General features: G+C 59.4%; 14 protein-coding genes and 1 pseudogene. All 15 read left to right on the top strand.

All coding sequences use genetic code 11. The features are described from left to right. The first annotated feature begins 15 nt into the window (after nt 1-15). The 15 genes and pseudogenes from OKW39_RS21995 (at nt 16) to OKW39_RS21925 (ending at nt 18,347) form a co-directional block, all read left to right on the top strand. Entirely contained in the window at nt 16-1,251 is a 1,236-nt protein-coding gene (locus OKW39_RS21995; RefSeq protein WP_429563646.1) for an ABC transporter substrate-binding protein, read from the top strand. Between the two features lie 96 nt (nt 1,252-1,347). Continuing rightward, the gene (locus OKW39_RS21990; RefSeq protein WP_429563645.1) at nt 1,348-2,220 is read left to right on the top strand and encodes a branched-chain amino acid ABC transporter permease; all 873 of its coding nucleotides are present in this window, start codon (nt 1,348-1,350) and stop codon (nt 2,218-2,220) included. A gap of 10 nt (nt 2,221-2,230) precedes the next feature. After that, a complete protein-coding gene (locus tag OKW39_RS21985; protein ID WP_429563644.1) occupies nt 2,231-3,211 on the top strand; it encodes a branched-chain amino acid ABC transporter permease in 981 nt (326 codons plus the stop codon). Next, nucleotides 3,151-3,984, top strand: a complete 834-nt coding sequence (locus OKW39_RS21980) for an ABC transporter ATP-binding protein (protein ID WP_429563643.1) — start codon at nt 3,151-3,153, stop codon at nt 3,982-3,984. The genes OKW39_RS21985 and OKW39_RS21980 overlap by 61 nt, the downstream gene beginning before the upstream one ends. Continuing rightward, nucleotides 3,971-4,708: an ABC transporter ATP-binding protein gene (locus OKW39_RS21975; RefSeq protein ID WP_429563642.1), complete on the top strand. Its 738-nt coding sequence runs from the start codon at nt 3,971-3,973 to the stop codon at nt 4,706-4,708. Before OKW39_RS21980 ends, OKW39_RS21975 begins: the two co-directional genes overlap by 14 nt. After that, nucleotides 4,705-5,529 carry an alpha/beta fold hydrolase gene (locus OKW39_RS21970; RefSeq protein ID WP_429563641.1) on the top strand — a complete coding sequence of 275 codons (825 nt, stop codon included), beginning with the start codon at nt 4,705-4,707 and terminating at the stop codon, nt 5,527-5,529. The genes OKW39_RS21975 and OKW39_RS21970 overlap by 4 nt, the downstream gene beginning before the upstream one ends. 47 nt (nt 5,530-5,576) lie before the next feature. Beyond that, nucleotides 5,577-6,359 (top strand): enoyl-CoA hydratase/isomerase family protein, encoded by a 783-nt coding sequence (locus tag OKW39_RS21965; protein ID WP_429563640.1) that lies wholly within the window; start codon nt 5,577-5,579, stop codon nt 6,357-6,359. 12 nt (nt 6,360-6,371) lie between these two features. After that, nucleotides 6,372-8,540 carry a CaiB/BaiF CoA transferase family protein gene (locus OKW39_RS21960; protein ID WP_429563639.1) on the top strand — a complete coding sequence of 723 codons (2,169 nt, stop codon included), beginning with the start codon at nt 6,372-6,374 and terminating at the stop codon, nt 8,538-8,540. 52 nt (nt 8,541-8,592) lie between these two features. Beyond that, the gene (locus OKW39_RS21955) at nt 8,593-9,375 is read left to right on the top strand and encodes an SDR family NAD(P)-dependent oxidoreductase (RefSeq protein ID WP_429563638.1); all 783 of its coding nucleotides are present in this window, start codon (nt 8,593-8,595) and stop codon (nt 9,373-9,375) included. Nucleotides 9,376-9,757: 382 nt separating this feature from the next. Continuing rightward, nucleotides 9,758-10,555 (top strand): enoyl-CoA hydratase-related protein, encoded by a 798-nt coding sequence (locus tag OKW39_RS21950; RefSeq protein WP_429563637.1) that lies wholly within the window; start codon nt 9,758-9,760, stop codon nt 10,553-10,555. A 9-nt stretch (nt 10,556-10,564) separates the two neighbouring features. Beyond that, nucleotides 10,565-11,737 (top strand): acyl-CoA dehydrogenase family protein, encoded by a 1,173-nt coding sequence (locus OKW39_RS21945; protein WP_429563636.1) that lies wholly within the window; start codon nt 10,565-10,567, stop codon nt 11,735-11,737. Between the two features lie 34 nt (nt 11,738-11,771). Beyond that, complete coding sequence (locus tag OKW39_RS21940) at nt 11,772-13,280, top strand: MmgE/PrpD family protein (protein ID WP_429563635.1); 1,509 nt, start codon at nt 11,772-11,774, stop codon at nt 13,278-13,280. 69 nt (nt 13,281-13,349) lie between these two features. Then, nucleotides 13,350-14,573: a CoA transferase gene (locus OKW39_RS21935; protein ID WP_429563634.1), complete on the top strand. Its 1,224-nt coding sequence runs from the start codon at nt 13,350-13,352 to the stop codon at nt 14,571-14,573. A gap of 24 nt (nt 14,574-14,597) precedes the next feature. Continuing rightward, on the top strand, nt 14,598-16,250 hold the full coding sequence (locus tag OKW39_RS21930; RefSeq protein WP_429563633.1) for an acyl-CoA dehydrogenase family protein: 1,653 nt from the start codon (nt 14,598-14,600) through the stop codon (nt 16,248-16,250). A gap of 433 nt (nt 16,251-16,683) precedes the next feature. After that, nucleotides 16,684-18,347, top strand: a pseudogene (locus OKW39_RS21925) (electron transfer flavoprotein-ubiquinone oxidoreductase). Nucleotides 18,348-18,376 lie beyond the last annotated feature (29 nt).

Below are 18,376 nucleotides of genomic sequence, written 5' to 3'. Positions count from 1 at the left end.
GAATTAGGAGACGAGATGGTCAAGTTTGCTTGTCGTCGCGCAACCATTGCCTTAGCGGCGGCCATGTGGTCAATGGCCGGGCATGGCCAGGAAGCGCTCAAGATCGGTGCGCCGACCTCGCTGTCTGGCCGATACGTAGCCTTCGGCGCGCAGGCGAAGCGCGGTATCGAATTTGCGATCGAGGTCTGGAAGGCGACCAAAGGAGAGACGGCAGCAGGTCATCCGATCGAACTGTTCATGGTGGATACACAATCGGACAATGCGCTGACGGTGTCCACCATGAATGATCTGATCCAAAGCAGGCGCGTCAACATCATCATCGGACCCGACGGGTCGGACATTGCTGCTGCCGCGGTTCCGCCATGGAAACGGGCAGGCGATCGCCCGGTCTGGATTCTTCCGGGGAGTTCCGGAAGCAAGACGGAAGAAGAGGTAGGCGCCGACCGGTACTTCTTCCATACGTTCGCATGGGCGTACGACTATCACAAGAATAGTGCCCAGGCACTTCTGCAGTCTATCGGCCCGAAAAAGCGCGTGGCATTCGTTTATAGCGACGGGGCGTACGGACGCTCTCAGATCGGTCCGGCGCAAAAGTACATGAAGCAGGCGGGATTCGAAGTTGTCGACAGCCAACTGGTACGAGAAGGCGCGAGCGAGTTCAATTCGGCGATCGTGAAGATGAGAGCGACGCATCCAGACGTGGTCTATGTGCTGATGCAGACGACCGATGTGATTCAGTTCACCAAACAGCTGAACATTGCGAAGGCCGGGATCAAATATCAAATTAGTACGGCTGCTCCGCAGTTGCCCGAATGGCAAAACGCCGTAGGCGACGCGCAGAACTGCTGGATCGGTGTCACGACGTGGACGCCTGGCCTGGGCCTCCCGGGCGATCCTCGCGAACCGAAGCTCTTTCCCGATTCGAACACGTGGGAAGCGGCATTCCGCGCGCGATACAAGCGCGAACCGGGCTTTCTTGACGTGGGCTACTACGTGTCGACGATGCTGGCGCTGCTGGCGGTCGATGCTACGAAATCGGTCAACCGCGACGCAGTGACCGACTGGCTCAGCAAGCAAGACTACAAGACCCCCCTCGGGTCAAGCAGCAAGTTCTCCCAGAGCGACATCACGCCGCACCAGGCATTCTCGAAGGTCGTCTTGTTTCAGCGCGTGAAAGGAACAAAGGGTTTCGAGTCGGCTGTTTTCTATCCGACTGAGATTGCGAAGGCGAAACTGCAACCATGCAATTAAGCCGGGCGACACGTAATCGACTCTGATGGTGGATTGATCGGAGCCGGTTGCTGCCGTGGATCGCGAAGAACTCTATCTGAAGTGGAAGGAATCGGCATGACGCTTTTCGTACAATTCATTATCGACGGCATTTTACTGGGTGGCCTGTATGCCTTGATGGCAATCGGCTTCTCGCTGTCGTACGGCGTGACCCGGATCATCAACTTCGCGCATGGGGAGTTCATCATGTTGGGCGCCTATGCGGCTTTCTGGATGTTCCATCTGTGGGGTTTCGACCCGCTTGCCGCGATGCCGCTTGCGATCGCCCTGGTCGTGGTGGTCGGCGTTTTGACGTTTGAACTGAGCATTGCGCGCGTTTTGAAAGCGCCGCAGATCAACCAGATCCTGTTGACGTTCGGCGTCGGGCTGGTTTTGGAAAACCTGGCCGTCATCCTCTGGTCGGGCGACGAACGCTCGACGACGCCAGCCTATGCCAGCAGCGCTTTCAACCTGGGCAGCGTATATGTGCCATATAACAGATTGTTCGGCGGCATCGTTGCGGTAGTCCTGATTGGCGGTTTGATGGCGTGGCTCAAATGGTCCGCGAGAGGACGCGCAGTGCGGGCGGTTGCGCAAAATAGCGACGCTGCGGCGCTCATGGGTATCGACGTCAAGGCAGCTTACGCCCTTTCATTCGCGATCAGCTGTGCGCTTGGGGCGGCGACCGGCGTCGTCATGAGCTTCATCGTAACGGTAACGCCGTTCATGGGCTTTCCCATGCTCGTGAAGGCTGTCGCCATCGTCATTCTTGGCGGGATGGGCAGTGTCGGAGGGATGACGCTCGGTGCATTCATCCTGGCCCTCGCGGAGAGTGCATGTTCCTACTTTGTACCTGAAGGGGCCGGCTGGTCGGAGGGGGTGGCATTCATGCTCATCTTTACGATTTTGCTGGTACGTCCAAGCGGTCTGTTCGGATACGCTTCTCATTGAGCCTACGACCATGCAGATACAGACACGAATCGTTGCACCGCTAGCCGCGCTTGCCGTTCTTGCGGTTCCCTTTGTGGGCTCGCCGTATGTCACGGATCTCCTGTTTCGGACCTGCCTGCTGGCGATCATCGCGGTCAGTTGGAACATGATGGCGGGTGCAGGCTTGATCTCCCTGGGTCACGCTGCCTTTTGGGGCGTCGGGGCGTATACGGCAACGCTCGTCGCCAACGGGCTCGGGCTGAATCTCGGATTCTCGTTGCTCTGCTCGACGATCATGGGGGGCATTCTGGGCGCCGTCCTTGCGCTCGTAACCGGAAGATTGAAGGGCATCTATTTCGCAATCGGCACACTCGCGCTGGCTGAAGGCCTTCGCGTGTTGGCGCTGATGCTGCCCGACTTCACCGGTGGAGCGCAAGGCCAGTATATGGACGCGAAACTCGCGCCGCCTATGGTCTACGTTTGTGTTGTCGGGAGTCTGGGAGCGCTGATTGCAGTCTTGGTGTCGTGGATGATCAGCACGAGTCGATATCAGTATGCGCTACGAGCGATGCGGGCGAACGAGGGCGCAGCGCAGATGCTGGGCATTCGTCCGCTTAGCTATCGCGTGTTGATCGTAACTTTGAGCGCAGGCATGGCGTCGTTCGCCGGCGCAGCGAGCATGTGGTACAGCGGCTATCTCGATCCGGCTATCGCATTTGCGCTTCAAACGACGCTCATTGCGCAGATCGCGCCGATTCTCGGAGGTCTTTACACCCTTTCGGGACCCATCCTGGGCACCTTGTTCACTACCGCGCTTGGCGAAAGCACCCGTCTTTGGCTTGCTGGCAATGTGGGCATGACGCAATTGGTGTACGGCCTGGCGTTGGTGTTGTGCGTGATGTATCTCCCCCAAGGCTTTCGCGGTGCGATTATGGATTGGACCGCGAAACGTTGCCGACGGAAGGCGAATGCGATGCGAAGAGTCGAAGCAATATCCGGAGACGCAAAATGAGCGAGTTGCTAAGCGTCAAAGATTTGCGAGCGGGATACGGCGAATCGGTCGTTCTACAAGACGTTACGCTCGAAATCGCGAAAGGCGAAATCGTGTGTCTGCTCGGTGCCAATGGCGCCGGCAAGACGACGACGACCCGCGTGCTCTCCGGCTTGCTGCGTGCGCTTGATGGCGACGTGCGCTTCTTGGGTTCGCGCATCAACGAAATGCCGACCCATAAGCGCGTCGAACTAGGGATCTGCCTTGCGCCGGAGGGGCGACAGGTCTTCCCGGATCTGAGCGTGATGGAGAACCTGCTGCTCGGCGGTTACTGCCGGCACGCGCGCGGCGAGCGCGCAAGCACATTGACGCGCGTACTGGATCTCTTTCCGGTTCTGGCGACGCATCGTAACCATAAGGCCGGTCTGCTTTCCGGTGGCCAGCAGCAGATGCTGGCGATTGGGCGCGCTCTGATGGGACGGCCGCACTTGCTGATTCTTGACGAGCCGTCGCTCGGATTGGCGCCCAAGATGATCCTGCACGTGTACGAGGCGATTCTGAAAGCTGCGCAGCAAGGTCTCAGCATCCTGTTCGTGGAGCAGAACGCGCAGGCCGCGTTATCGGTCGCCCATCGAGGATATGTGTTGAACAACGGGCGAATCGCGCTGAGCGGCTCAGCCGAAGAGCTTCGCGGTTCGAAGCTGGTGCAGGAGGCATTCTTGGCGCGCGACACACAGTCTGCTTTGGCCAGTGAACATTCGTCCGGCTCGGGGAGGGTGCATGCTGCAAGTTGAACACCTGTCAAAGAGCTTCGGTGGTCTCCTCGCGATCGACGATCTGTCGCTGACGGTGGAGAAAGGCCAATTCGTCGGCATATTGGGGGCGAACGGCGCCGGGAAAACCACGCTGCTGAACCTGATTACCGGTTACCTGAAGCCGAGCTCCGGATCGATCGTGTTCGAGGGTAAGCCGATCGATGGACTCGCCCCCTACAGGGTCGCCCGCACCGGCATTGCGCGTACGTTCCAGGTGGTGCAGCCGTTCAACGAAATGTCGGTTCTCGACAACGTCATTGCCGGCGCGCTATTCAGCAAGCCAGACCAGCACTGGCCGCTCAAGCAGGTGCGCGAGTTCTGCATGGAGCCGTTGCGTCTGGTGGGTTTGGATCGCCAGGCTTCGCAGTCGGCTGGCGAGCTTACGCTCGGAGCGAAGAAGAAGCTGGAATTTGCCCGCGCCCTCGCTACGCAGCCGCGACTCCTTTTGCTCGATGAGGTGATGGGCGGTCTCAACCACTCGGAAATCGAGGACATCAAGCAGGTATTGTCCGGGATTCATCAAGGTGGGACGTCGATTTTGATGATCGAGCACGTGGTACAGGCCTTGATCGAATTGTCGGACTACGTGTACGTCGTGAACTTCGGTCGAGAACTGACGCGCGGGCGACCGCATGACGTCATACATGACGAGAACGTTATCGAGGCCTACCTGGGCAAACCACTGGATCTTCCGCACGCATGATGATGAATTCCTTGCTTCCATCCATCGCAGGCATGAAGCGCCTTCAGGCTTCGAACGGCATTGTGTACAAGACAGTTGGGCGCGGGCGACCGCTCCTGTTGGTTCACGGAAGTTCGGGTTCGTGGCTGCATTGGTGCCGAAATATTGAAGCGCTGGCTCAGTCGAATCGCGTTATCGCCGTTGACTTGCCGGGATATGGTGAGTCTCTGTCTGTCTCCGCCAACCTCTCGTTCGGCGAGTACGTCAATATGGTTGTAGCTGCAGTGCTCGAGGCAAGCGCCGATTCGGCAGAGATCGACGTCGCAGCGTTCTCGTTTGGCGGCCTGATCGGGGCGGCTGTCGCAGCCAAGCTCGGAAACCGCGCCCGGCGGACCGTGCTTCTCGCGCCGAGCGGTTTCCCGAAGCCGGAACTTCGACCGCTTGGTCGTCGTCCGAGGTCTGCCTTTCCTCTGACCGAAGAGGGATTGCGCGCATACCTGCGCCACAATCTGCTGGCAATGATGCTGCACGACCCAGCGTCGGTCGACGAAGAGGCACTCGAAGTCCAGCAATGGAATCTGCAGCACTCACGTTTCGACAATCAAGAATTCAGTCACTCAAATGATCTTCCGACCATTCTGAAGCGGATTCAATGCCCCGTGCTGATCGCTTACGGCGACAAAGATCCGACACCGTATCCCAGCGCTGAGGCGCGACTTGAGGCATGCCGCCGGGCGAAGCCGAACCTCGAGTCACGGGAAATTCCGGGTGGAGGCCATTGGGTGCAGTTTGAACAGCCGTCGGAAACGAACAAGGTGATCAGCGAGTTTTTGTGTGGCTAGCGTTAAACGCTTGCGTTTTTTTGGGACCTACTTTCCGGACATAAACCATGAAATTTGAAACGATTCTCACGGAGGTCGACGGCTCCGCCCTCGTAATCACGCTCAACCGTCCTGGTAAGCGCAATGCCTTCAGCAAATTGATGATGAGCGAAATCGTCGACGCGTGCCACGCAGCAGAAGCCGACGATCGCGTACGCGGCGTGATCGTCACGGGTGGCACCTCGTTCTTTTCGGCTGGCGCTGACCTCAACGAAGCGATGGCAATCAAGTCCACGCGTGACGGCGTCGAGTATATGAAGCATTGGGAGCGCATTAACAACGCTGTCGAGACGCTCACCAAGCCTGTGATCGCGGCGATCGAAGGTTACTGCATGACCGGCGGCTTCGAGTTTGTACTGGCGTGCGATATCCGGGTTGGCGCTCACGGTTCGACGTTCGCCCTGACCTCATCGAAAATCGGCACGGTTCCGGGTGCCGGCGGAACGCAGCGGCTGCCGCGGTTGGTTGGCGTGGGGAAAGCGCTGGACATCCTGTTCTCGGCAGAGCCGTTCAATGCACAGGAGGCGTACCGGTGTGGAATTCTTGAGCGTCTCGTGCCGGCCGGCGAAGCGCTAGCCCATGCAAAGGAGATGATCCGCGTCTACGAGCAGCGCGCCCCGCTGTCGCTCGACTATGCGAAGCGCGCGGTCCGCGTTGGCGTGCAGATGGATCAGACGTCGGCGGTTGAATTCGAGCGCTTCCTCGTCACGGCTGTCTACGGGACGGAAGACAAGAACGAGGGCATTGGGGCGTTCCTCGAAAAACGCCAAGCCCATTTCAAGGGGCGTTAAGAGAGAGGCACTATGAAAGCCAGCTCAACTTCTGCGTCATCTGCCGTGTCGCAATCGTCCCCCCTGGCGGGGCTGACGGTTCTTGAACTCGGGCAGCGCATCGGTGCATCGGTGTGCGGCTCGTTGCTGGCGCAGCTAGGCGCCGAAGTAATTTTCGTCGAGGAGTCGACGCGTGCCCCGATAGAAGAAACGAAGACGCGATACCGAGCCATGATGGCAGCTGGCAAGCGCAGCATTGTAAGCGATGTTCAACAGTCGGCGGGGTCGGCGCTTGTTGCACGTCTTGCGCAACGCGCGGACGTGGTGCTCTCATCCAGCGACCTCGATCTTGACGGCGATGGTTCGCTTCCCTGTCGGCCTGCATCGCAGATTCGATGCGATTTAACCGCCTTTGGAAAGAATGGACCGTATGCAGGGCGAGGGTGGAGCGATCGACTGGTGCAGGGAATCTCTGGCGTCATGGAGGTGACGGGACTTGCCGATGGGGCGCCGGTGCCGATCAACCTGCCATTGCTGGAGTTCATGGCCGGCGCAATCGCCGCGAGCGCCGTGCTGGCGGCACTGCGGGTTCGGAAACGCGCGGCGCATGGGCAGAAAATTGACGTGGCATTGTACGACTGTGCCTTCCAGGCGATGTCGACCTTTCTTCCAAATGTGCTGATCGGCGCGAATGGCACTGCGAAGCGCGTCGGCAATCGTCATTCGATGGCATCGCCATGGAATGTCTACCATGCCGTCGACGGGTGGGTGCTCATCTGCGCCGGTAGCGACCTGCAGTGGCAGCGAATGTGCGACGCCATCTGCCGCCCGGAGCTGGCGAGCGATCCGCGCTACAGTCGCCTGACGGACCGCGTTGCAAACAACGATGGTGTCGATAGTGCGGTGCAAGCATGGGTGGGAGGGCGGACTACGGCTGAATGCGTCGAAATGCTGGGTGCCGCAAGCATTGCGTGCGGGCCGATCGTGGAAATCGACGGATATCCGCGCGAGCGAAACCTGGACTATCGCTCGATGAAGGTGAACGTTTCCGATCCCGAAACGAACGCCTCGGTCTTCCTACCTGCGTCTCCGTTGCGCATGAGCAGAACACCGGGGATCGCGCCAGCTTCCGTGCCGTCGCGCGACGCGGACCGCGAATGGGCCGAGCGCTGGATATCGGAAACCCAACCGCTTCATGATGCGTCCGGTCGCGAGCGCGCGGGCCTACCCCTCAGCGGCATCCGCATACTCGAGATCGGCCACTATACGACTGCGCCGCTTGCTGCGCGCTATCTGGCGAACCTTGGCGCCGAGGTGACCAAGATCGAGCCGCCTGGCGGAGAGGCCGTTCGCAACTGGCCGCCTCTGCTTCACGGACAAAGTGTCTTTTTTTCGTACTCGAACGCCGACAAAAAAAGCTTGGCGCTCGACCTACGGCAACCAGAGGATGCGGCTGCGCTTCGACATCTGCTCGAGTCGACAGACGTACTGATCGAGAACCTGAAGCCTGGCGTGCTGGCGAAGCTTGGTTTCACGCCCGTCTCGATGCACGAGACAAATCCGAAGCTCATCTATTGTGCTGTGTCGGGTTTCGGACACGACAGTGCGTATGCAGGTCGTCCGGCCTTCGACAGCGTCGTGCAAGCGATGTCCGGAATGATGGACGTCATTCGCGCGGGCGGCATGCCATTGAAGTCTGGGCCCTCGAGCGCCGACGTGATGGGCGGGCAACTTGCCGTCGTGGCGATTCTCGCTGCGCTCGAGCATCGCGAGCGAACGGGCGAGGGGCAGACTATCGACCTTGCCATGCACGACGTCGCAGCGTGGCTGACGCAGACGCGGTGGAATGGCGCAACGCCAGCGGTATCGGGTGCCACCATCAGATGTTCGGATGGTTACGTTTATGCCGACGCTTCGGCGGAAGACTTCGAACGGGCCACTGCGGTCGCCGGAGAAAAGTTAACTCGCGCGCAGTACCAGGCTGTACTGGAAGAACACGGCATCAGTGCGACGGCGATCAACACGGTGGGCGAGTTGGTCGCACACGAGCAGACTCTGGCACGCGGATTGTGGACCGAATGCCGGCTGGAGGATGGGAAAGTTTTCCCGCTGCTCGGGTCGCCATTCCGTTTGTCGGCAATGCCCGCGAAAGCGAGTCGACCGATGGGTGTTCTCAATGGCGATCGCGCCTCGATCTTGTAGGTGACGCGTCACTGGTCCGTACGATTTTATTCTCGATTAGGTGGAACTTAAAATGGATCTTCAGTTGAAAGGTAAGGTTGCGCTCATTACAGGCGGCGCTAGTGGTATCGGCTTTGCGGTGGCGCAGACACTCGCCAACGAAGGAATGTCGTTGCTGATCGCAGACATTAACGCGGCGGCGGCGGAACAGGCGGCGGCACGTCTGAGCGGCGACACGAAGGCCGTCGGTATCGGGGTGAACATTTCGAAAGAAGCTGATGTGCGCATGATGATCGAAATCGCCAAGCAGCGGTTCGGTGGCGTGGATGCATTTATCAACAGCGCAGCGGTTCTGGATGACAAACTGTTCATAGAGTCGACAGAGGCCGACTGGAGCCGCGTGATGGACGTCTGCCTTCATGGCGCCATGCTGTGTCTGCATGCGGTACTGCCAGGTATGGTGGAGCGGGGCTACGGTCGGGTGGTGTGTCTCGCGTCCGATTCGGCGCGCATCGGCCAGGCCCGCTTGTCTTATTACGCCGCCGCGAAGGCCGGCGTGATCGCTCTGATCAAATCGGTTGCCCAGGAAGTGGGGGGCAACGGCGTGACCCTTAACGTCGTGTCGCCGGGATCTACTAATACGCCGATGAGAGTCGAGCGGGAACGAAGTCTGAAAGAGCAGATGGGCGACGAAAAATACGCTCGCCGGGTAAAAGCGGTCCAGAAACTTTATCCGACCGGGCGACTTGGCGAGCCCGAGGATATTGCGTCGGCGATCGCTTATCTGATTAGTGATCGCGCGTCATGGGTGACAGGACAAGTGCTTAGCGTCAACGGCGGTTTTGTGATGCCTTGAAGAGCTTCGGCTGCGCAATGAATATCACGCCTTCGACGTTTCGAGCAGCGTGTGACGTGCATCAGCGATATGCACGAAGTCGTTCGCGTCAACGCAGTCTGGTGACTAGGGTTTCCTGTCGGAGACGTTCGAGCGCGTCGCGAACAGGCATGCGCAATACGTTCGGATGCTCGGTCAGGTTCTTTAACGAGCGAACGACGGGGTCGAACCTAGGCCGGAAAAGATTATCGATTTTATGGCGCTATAAGTTGCCTGCTAGTTGCATGAAAAATTGTGCACAGATTCTCTCGCGCGATTGCTGCGGATGGCAGGAGTACCGGGCGGGGCATGCGCATTTACTGCGCAGAAGACCGCAACACGAATGACGTTAGGAGAAGCAAGCATGGAAGAACGAACTTATCAGGACGTTTTGTACGAAGAGTCGGATGGTATAGCGACAATTACCTTCAACCGCCCCGAGAAGCTGAACGCGTTTCGTACGATCACATACGAGGAAGTCACACATGCGCTGCACCGTGCGGGCTGGAATGACGACATTGGCGTGATCGTGCTGACTGGTAACGGTAGAGCCTTCGGTGTGGGCGGCGATACCACCGAGAAGAAGTCGGAGCGCCGCGGGCGGGGAACGATTGGGGTGCCGATCGAGGAGCTTCATTCGGCGATTCGCGACGTGCCCAAACCGGTGATCGCGAAAGTCAGGGGCTATGCGATCGGCGGCGGCAACGTGCTTGCCACGATCTGCGATTTGACGCTGGCGGCCGAGTCGGCTCAGTTCGGGCAGGTTGGACCCAAGGTGGGATCGGTCGACCCCGGCTTCGGTACCGCCTATCTCGCCCGGATCATCGGCGAAAAGCGCGCGCGCGAATTTTGGTATCTGTGCCGGCGTTACACCGCCCAGGAGGCTTATGCAATGGGATTGGTGAACAAGGTCGTGCCCGACGATCAGCTCGATGAAGAAGTGCAGCGGTGGTGCGAAGACGTGGTGCAGTGCAGTCCGACTGCGATTGCGCTAGCGAAGCGTTCTTTCAACGCCGACACGGAAAACATTCGAGGCATTGCGCACCTCGGGTTTCAAGGTGTCGCGCTTTACTACGGAACGGCAGAAGCGAAGGAAGGGGGGAATGCGTTCCGCGAGAAGCGGAAGCCGAATTTTCGGCAAGTCAAGAAATCCAGCACCTGAGGCCGACATATGTTCCAGCTTACAAGCGAGCAGAAACTCATCCAGGACGCGATCCGCCGAATGGTGGAGCGCGATATCGATCCGACCCTGAAGGCGCGGAGCGCTGACAAGCCGCTGCCGAAGGAGGAGATGTTGCGCATTATGCAGTTGTGCGCGCAACAGGGGCTTACGAGTGCGCGTGTCGCCGAAAGCGCCGGGGGCGCGGAGCTGCCGACCGTGACGTACGGGCTTATGATGGAGCAGCTCCCGCCTGTCGTGGCAATCGCCGTGTTGGGGCAGGAAGTCACGGCTACCCGGATCAGCCTGGACAGCACCCCGGAACAGCGCGAGCGGTTTCTTCCTGATCTGATTTCCGGCAAGCGCATCAGTTGCACGGGCACGACCGAGCCGGACGTTGGATCGGACTCGCGTGGCGTCAAGACACGGTTGCAAGATGACGGTCCCGAGTCCTTCACCCTCACCGGTCGAAAGATGTGGATCACCAATGCCAGTATCTGCGATCTGATCAACGTCACGGCGGTGTACGGCACCGATGCGCACGGCCGTCCGGGTACGACGCGCATCGTCGTGGATCGGGCGCAATCGCCGTTCGAGACGCGTGAAATTCCGGTGCTCGGCCTGCGACAGGGTCATCTCGGCGAGGTACTGTTCGATGGATGTAGCGTTCCGAAGCAAAATCAGCTTGGGTCGGTCGGCGACGCGGCACGTGTTCTGAACAAGACGTGGCTGGCCAATCGGCCCATTCTGGGACTGTGCGCCGTACACATGGGGCAGCGTGCTCTGGACGCTGCGTTGGTGTACGCGGGCGACCGGAAGCAGTTCGGCCAGCCCATTGCGTCGTTTCAGCTGGTTCAGGAGATGCTCGCCGACATTGCGACTGCCGTGACGACCAGCAGGCTCTTGTGCTACCACGCGCTTTCCGCGATCGACTCAGGAGAACAGCAGGCGGTTCATCTTTCGGCGATGGCCAAGCGATATTCGTTGGCCGCCTGTATGCGAGCGGTCTCCCTGGCGATGGAAGTGCATGGTGCAATGGGCATCAGTTGCGAGATGGGATTGGAGCAGCTGTTCCGCGACGTTCGAATGCTGCCGATTCCGGACGGCACGAATCAGATCCTTACGCTTATCGAGGGTCGCGAATTGACTGGCGTCCAGGCTTATCGCGCCGTCGCGGCATCCTGAAGCAAGCCGCATGTATGCGGCGTTGCTTTAGCCAATGCGACTTGCCGCACAGGAAGCTCATTCGCAGTTGAATGCGTCGGATCTGCATGGCGCCCATCCAACTGCCAGCGAAGCCCCCACTTTCGAATTGTCAGGGAAAAGCATGAATTCCGACGCGACTCAAAGCCGAACATCCGAGCTGATCGCTTTCCTTGCGGACGTCAAGTTTGATGTCATACCTTCATCCGTCGTGGAGCGCGCCAAGGAACTGGTGCTTGATCATCTCGGCGTGGCGCTGCATAGCGCGGATCTGCCGTGGACCAGGATCGTTCGGAGTCGGGTCGCAAGCAGAGGCGGTCGACCGGAGAGCACGGTGTTTGGCAGTGTGCAGAAGAGCGATCGCAGCTATGCTGCGCTCGTCAATGGCACGGCAGCTCACGGCATTGAGCTCGACGACACGCATAACCGTTCTTTCAGCCATCCGGGTGCCGTGGTCATCTCCGCAGCGCTCGCCGTTGCCGAGGCACAGGGCAACTCGGGCAGCGAATTCTTGAATGCATTGATCGTCGGATACGAGGCTCAGGGTCGAGTCGGCTCGGCGGCGCGTGGAGCGGTTGGGCGCGGTGTTCACCCCACTGCAGCGGCAGGTGTGTTTGGCGCGGCGGCGAGCTGCGCGCACCTGATGCGCATGGACCCGCCGAAGTGGGAATCGGCTTTTGGATTGGCGGCGTCGGCAGCATCCGGCGTCATGCAATTCGCCGAGGACCCTCAAGGAAACATGGTAAAGCGATTGCATGGCGGCTTGCCTGCAATGAACGGAATCTTGATGGCCGAGCTGGCTGGATCCGGTTTCACCGGGCCGCGCGGTTCTATCGATGGTCGGTTCGGCTTCATGCAGGTGTTCGGCGGAGGGGGTGATCCGCGCGCGCTCACTGATGGGCTGGGCGACGAGTGGGTGGTCGAACAGATCAGCATCAAGTTGTACGCATGTTGCAGACACTTCCATTCCATCATTGACGCTTTGCTGACATGTCGACAACAGACGCCGTTTTCGGTCGAACAGGTCGAGTCGATCGAGGTTTCTGCGCCGGCCATCGCGCTCGACGGTCGTCTGCAGTATCGACCCCAGTCGGTGATGGCTGCGCAGTACTCGCTGCCCTACGCGGTGGCGGCGACGCTCCTGCTCGATCCGCGCGACCCGAGATCCTTCAGCGAAAAGGCAGCGAGGCGGCAGGATATGACGTCCCTGATGGACCGGATAAGCGCTCATGCCGATCCAGATCTGGATAAGTATCTGCCAGACCGCTTCCCCGGCGCAGTATGCGTCCGGTTGACCGATGGACGAAACATCAGATATATGCGTCCGGATTCACTGGGCACAACGGACTATCCGCTGGATCGTGCCCAGATGATCTCCAAGTTCCGGGCACTGACGTCGCATATCGGCGCGACCGATTGGCAAGACAAGGTGATTGACTCGGTGTTCTCGCTGGATGTGGCGGGTGATCTGAGTCGACTGACCGGTTTGCTGAGAGAGGCAGCACCGGCTTTGAATTGTCGGTAAGTCATTATCGCTCTTTCGCAACGAGCCGCAATGGCGCGTGGCGGTTCAATCAGGATGTGGGAATCTATTATGTACGAATTGCTGAAGGGCCTGCGCGTCGTTGAATGCGCGTCATTCATCGCGGGGCCGTCGTGCTCGCTCCATCTCCAGCAGTTCGGTGCGCAGGTGATTCGCATCGACCCAATTGGAGGCGGCCCCGACTTCGGTCGGTGGCCTGTAACCGATGCGGGCGATAGCCTGTACTGGGAAGGATTGAATAAGGGAAAACGGTCGATCGCCATCGACTTCTCGCGCGAGGAGGGGCGGCGTCTGGCAGTCGAAATCATCACTGCTTCCGGCCCGAATGCCGGTCTGTTCGTCACAAACTTCCCGCAGGGCGGATTGCTGGCGCATGACAAGCTGAAGGTACGCCGCTCGGACCTCATTACGGTACGAATCGCCGGTTGGTCCGATGGCGCCCCGGCCGTCGACTATACGGTGAATGCCGCAATAGGCATTCCATTCATGACGGGATCCGACAAGAACGGAAGCGATCCAGTCAATCATGTACTGCCCGCGTGGGACCTGCTGGCGGGCGCATACGCTGCCTTTTCCCTATTGGCCGCGGAGCGGCATCGGCGCGAAACGGGAGAAGGTGGCGAGGTGACGGTGCCGCTGTCGGACGTTGCGATCGCATCGCTCGGACACATGGGACAGATCGCGGAAGTCTTGATGGGCGGCGAGCGCCCGCGGATCGGAAACGCGCTTTATGGCGCGTTCGGACGCGACTTCACGACGTCGGACGGACGACGCGTGATGGTAGTCGCGATTACAAGTCGCCAATGGCAAGGCCTTGTTGATGCGCTCGAATTGGGCTCTGACGTGTCGTCGATCGAGAGGTCGCTAGGCGCGTCATTCGTATCGGACGAAGGGCTCCGGTTCCAGCATCGCAACGAGCTGTTCGGCATCGTGGAGCGTGCGATCCGTTCAATCGCTCTCGCTGAGTTGGAGCGGCGGTTCGCTTCCAAAGGCGCATGTTGGTCCGTGTACCGGACGCTCTCCGAGGCGATCCGCGATGAGCCGCGCTTTTCCACATCTGGTCCGCTCTTTGAAACGCTCACTCACCCGAGCGGCAAGCGTTACCCCACGCCCGGCTCGGCTGCAACGTTTCAAGGCAAGCAGCGACTGCCCGTGCAAGCCGCGCCTCGACTGGGTGCAGATACCGATTGGGTTTTACAGAACATTCTCCAGCTCGATAAGACGGACGTAGGGGCGTTGCATGACGCCGGGATCGTATCGGGTGTAGTCGGCTGAAGAAAATCAACAGGAGATATCACTTTGATTAGCTTGTCTTCTCTTACTGTGCGTTTGCCTGGAATCGTGCTCGCGGTGCAGAACTACGCCGCTGCCGCTGTAACAGCGACGCAGGAACTATGCTGCATCGATCGTAAGATCGACAACGCGCGCTTGCACAACCACCAACGTGTTCTGCATGGCTTGGCCTGGATCATAACCACGGTCAGATCGATCGAGGCAGCCGCAAACTGGGCCAGGGACCTCAATGAAGCCGGACGGCTCAACGAGGTTGAATGTCTGGCGTTGTGCATCGGACTATCTGAATACGCTGCGCAATTGTCGTCGGGTATTCCGATGTCTCAGAACGAGATTTTTCGGCCTATCGAGCTTGGAATGGACAAAGCCGCGGAGACGCTCCGTGCAGCCGAGGATGTCCGTTGGTTATTCGATGTTGGGGGATCGCCAGAATCCCGCAAGTCGCTGATCGATCTGTACCGTCGTGGCGAGGCCGTTAGCGAGACCGCATTCGACGAGGAATTGGATCTCATTCGCCAGCATTTCCGGCGTTTTTCGGACAGCGAAATTCTTCCGCACGCTCAGGGTTGGCACCTGACCGATGCGCTCATTCCCGACGCGCTTGTCGGCAAGCTTGCGGAACTGGGGGTATTCGGCGTCTGCATCCCGACGGAGTTCGGTGGCTTGGGACTCGGCAAGCGGGCGATGTGCATCGTGACGGAGGAGTTGAGCAGAGCGTGGATTTCAGCTGGATCGCTTGGCACAAGGTCAGAAATCGCCGGAGAACTGATCTCGAACGATGGAACGCCGGAGCAAAAGGCCTACTGGTTGCCCAAGCTGGCTTCCGGCGAAGTTCTGCCCACAGCCGTTTTCACGGAGCCGGACACGGGGTCGGACCTGGCGTCCCTGCGCACGCGCGCAGTGCGGACGTCCGATGGGGCGTGGCGCGTAGACGGTAACAAGACGTGGATTACACACGGCGCGCGCAGCGACCTGATGACGCTTCTCGCAAGAACGGAAGAGGGCAACACGGGGCATAACGGGCTCAGCATGTTCCTGGCATCCAAGCCGCGAGGTTCCGAGGATGAGCCGTTCCCGGCCGACGGGATGAGCGGTGGCGACATTCCCGTTCTTGGCTATCGCGGCATGAAGGAATACGAGATTGCTTTTGACGGGTTCAGGGTGAACGGCGACGCGTTGCTCGGCGGCCGGGAGGGACAAGGATTCCGTCAGCTAATGCGAACGTTCGAAGGCGCCCGGATACAAACAGCCGCTCGGGCGATCGGCGTCGCTAAAAGGGCGTTCGAACTTGCTTTTCAATACGCGCAGGATCGACTTCAGTTTGGTCGCCCGATCATCGAGTTTCCACGCGTGAGCGACAAGCTCGCGATGATGATCGCGGATGTCCTGATGGCGAGTCAACTGACCTACTTCGCGGCGACGGAGAAGGAGAAGGGACATCGGTGCGACATCGAGGCAGGCATGGCAAAGCTGCTTGCCGCGCGAGTCGCATGGAGCAACGCGGATGTGGCGGTGCAGATTCACGGAGGGAATGGGTATGCGCAAGAATTTGAGATAAGCCGCATACTCGTTGACGCCCGAATTCTCAATATCTTCGAAGGCGCTGCCGAGATCCAGGCGCAGGTGATCGGACGTGGGCTGCTGGCGGCGGACCACTGAGCGGGCAATCGAGTCCGGTCTGATTTTTAGCCGGAGTCTTCGCGGTCTTGGCCGACACGTTATGACCGATGTGTCGGCTACTCCTGCAACCGGCCTGTCCGACGTCGTAATTTGCTGCTGCTTGCTTCAGCCGGATTCAACTCGGGGTCCGGTACGGCCGCCTCGACTAGGCTGGCAGGGGCGCGTCGTCACGGCGCGTGTCGGGGAAAATCGCTGGAAGTTGTTTGCTTTGCAGATTGTTTATAACGCTCCGCTGGTCAGGTGCGGGTATTAAGGCGGAGTCCGCTGTTTTGTGTTCGAACTAGGCTTACTGTAAATGTGATGTCATTTTGAATTTCGACGTTCGCACTCGAATTTCTTAGCCTTTAACTTTCGTTTTGAGTAAATATTTTAAATGTCGGCTGGCTTCTCAGGATCGAATTTGGGAAGGGCGATGAATGATTTCGGTGATTCCGGTTTGTGTCGCGAGTCGATGAATTACGACGTCGTGATCGTCGGCGGCGGGCCCGCCGGCCTGTCGGCAGCCATCCGGCTCAAGCTGCTCGCACAGGAAATTGGCGCGGACATCGGCGTGTGCGTGCTCGAGAAAGGTTCGGAGATCGGCGCGCATATTCTATCGGGCGCCGTCATGGATCCTCGCGCCCTCAACGAGCTCATTCCCGACTGGAAGGAAAAAGGTGCGCCGCTCACGGTGGAAGTTAGCGAGGACCGCTTCCTCTTCCTGACCGAAAAGGATGCGTTCAAGACGCCCAATTGGGCATTGCCCGATAACTTTAAGAACCACGGCAATTACGTCATAAGCCTCGGCAACGTGACGCGCTGGCTGGGCCAGCAGGCCGAAGCGCTCAGCGTCGAGATTTTCCCGGGCTTCTCGGCCGCGGACGTGCTTTACCAAGACGACGGGCGGGTCTTGGGCGTTGCCACTGGCAACCTAGGCGTCGGCCGCGATGGCCAGCCCAACGAGAACTTCCAGCTGGGCATGGAGTTGCACGCGAAGTACACGCTCTTTTGCGAAGGCGCGCGCGGGCACTTGGGCCGTCAGCTCAATGACCGGTTCAAGCTGAACAAGGACGCGGATCCGCAGGTGTACGGCATCGGCATCAAGGAACTCTGGGAAATCGATCCGACCAAGCACCATCCCGGCCTCGTAATCCACACCGCAGGCTGGCCGCTCGATCGGCAAACGTATGGCGGCTCGTTCCTCTATCACCTCGACAACAATCAGGTCGCGGTCGGCTTCGTCGTCGGCTTAGGCTATGCGAACCCCTACCTGTCGCCGTTCGAGGAGTTCCAGCGCTACAAGACGCACCCCGAGACCCGTAGGTTCCTTGAGGGTGGCAAGCGCGTGTCATACGGCGCGCGCGCGATCACGGCGGGCGGCCTGATGTCATTGCCGAAGCTCGTATTTCCGGGCGGCGCACTCGTCGGCGACGATGATGGCTTTCTTAACGCCTCTCGCATCAAGGGCAGCCACGCCGCAATCAAGACCGGCATGCTCGCGGCCGAAGCTGCGTTCGACGCCGTGCAGGCAAGCCGTCAAAGCGACGAATTGAGCGCGTACCCCGAGTCATTCAAGACCTCGTGGCTGCATGAAGAACTCAAGCGCGCACGCAATTTCAAGCAGTGGATGAGCAAGGGCCTGTATCTCGGCACGCTGATGGTCGGCATCGAGCAGAAGTTGCTCGGCGGCAACGTGCCTTGGACGCTCCATCACCGGCACTGGGACCACGAAATGCTCAAGCCCGCCTCGCAATGCAAGCCGATTGTCTATCCGAAACCCGACGGCAAGCTCACGTTCGATCGGCTGTCGTCGGTGTTTATCTCGAACACGAATCACGAAGAGAACCAGCCAGCTCACCTAACGCTGAAAGATCCGTCGGTGCCGGTGAGCGTGAACTGGCAGACATACGCCGGCCCGGAGTCCCGTTACTGTCAGGCCGCCATGTACGAGTTCGTGATAAACGATGACGGCGGCGAGCGCCTCATCATCAACGCACAAACTGCGTGCATTGCAAGACCTGCGACATCAAGGATCCGACGCAAAACATCCTCTGGGTCACGCCGGAAGGCGGCGGCCCGAATTATCCAAATATGTAGGAAGCGGCCTTTGCCCGAAGGAACATCTG

This window comes from Paraburkholderia sp. MM6662-R1 (assembly GCF_050436245.1).
GTDB classification, from domain to species: Bacteria; Pseudomonadota; Gammaproteobacteria; order Burkholderiales; family Burkholderiaceae; genus Paraburkholderia; species Paraburkholderia tuberum.
This window is presented reverse-complemented; position numbering and strand designations above follow the sequence as displayed.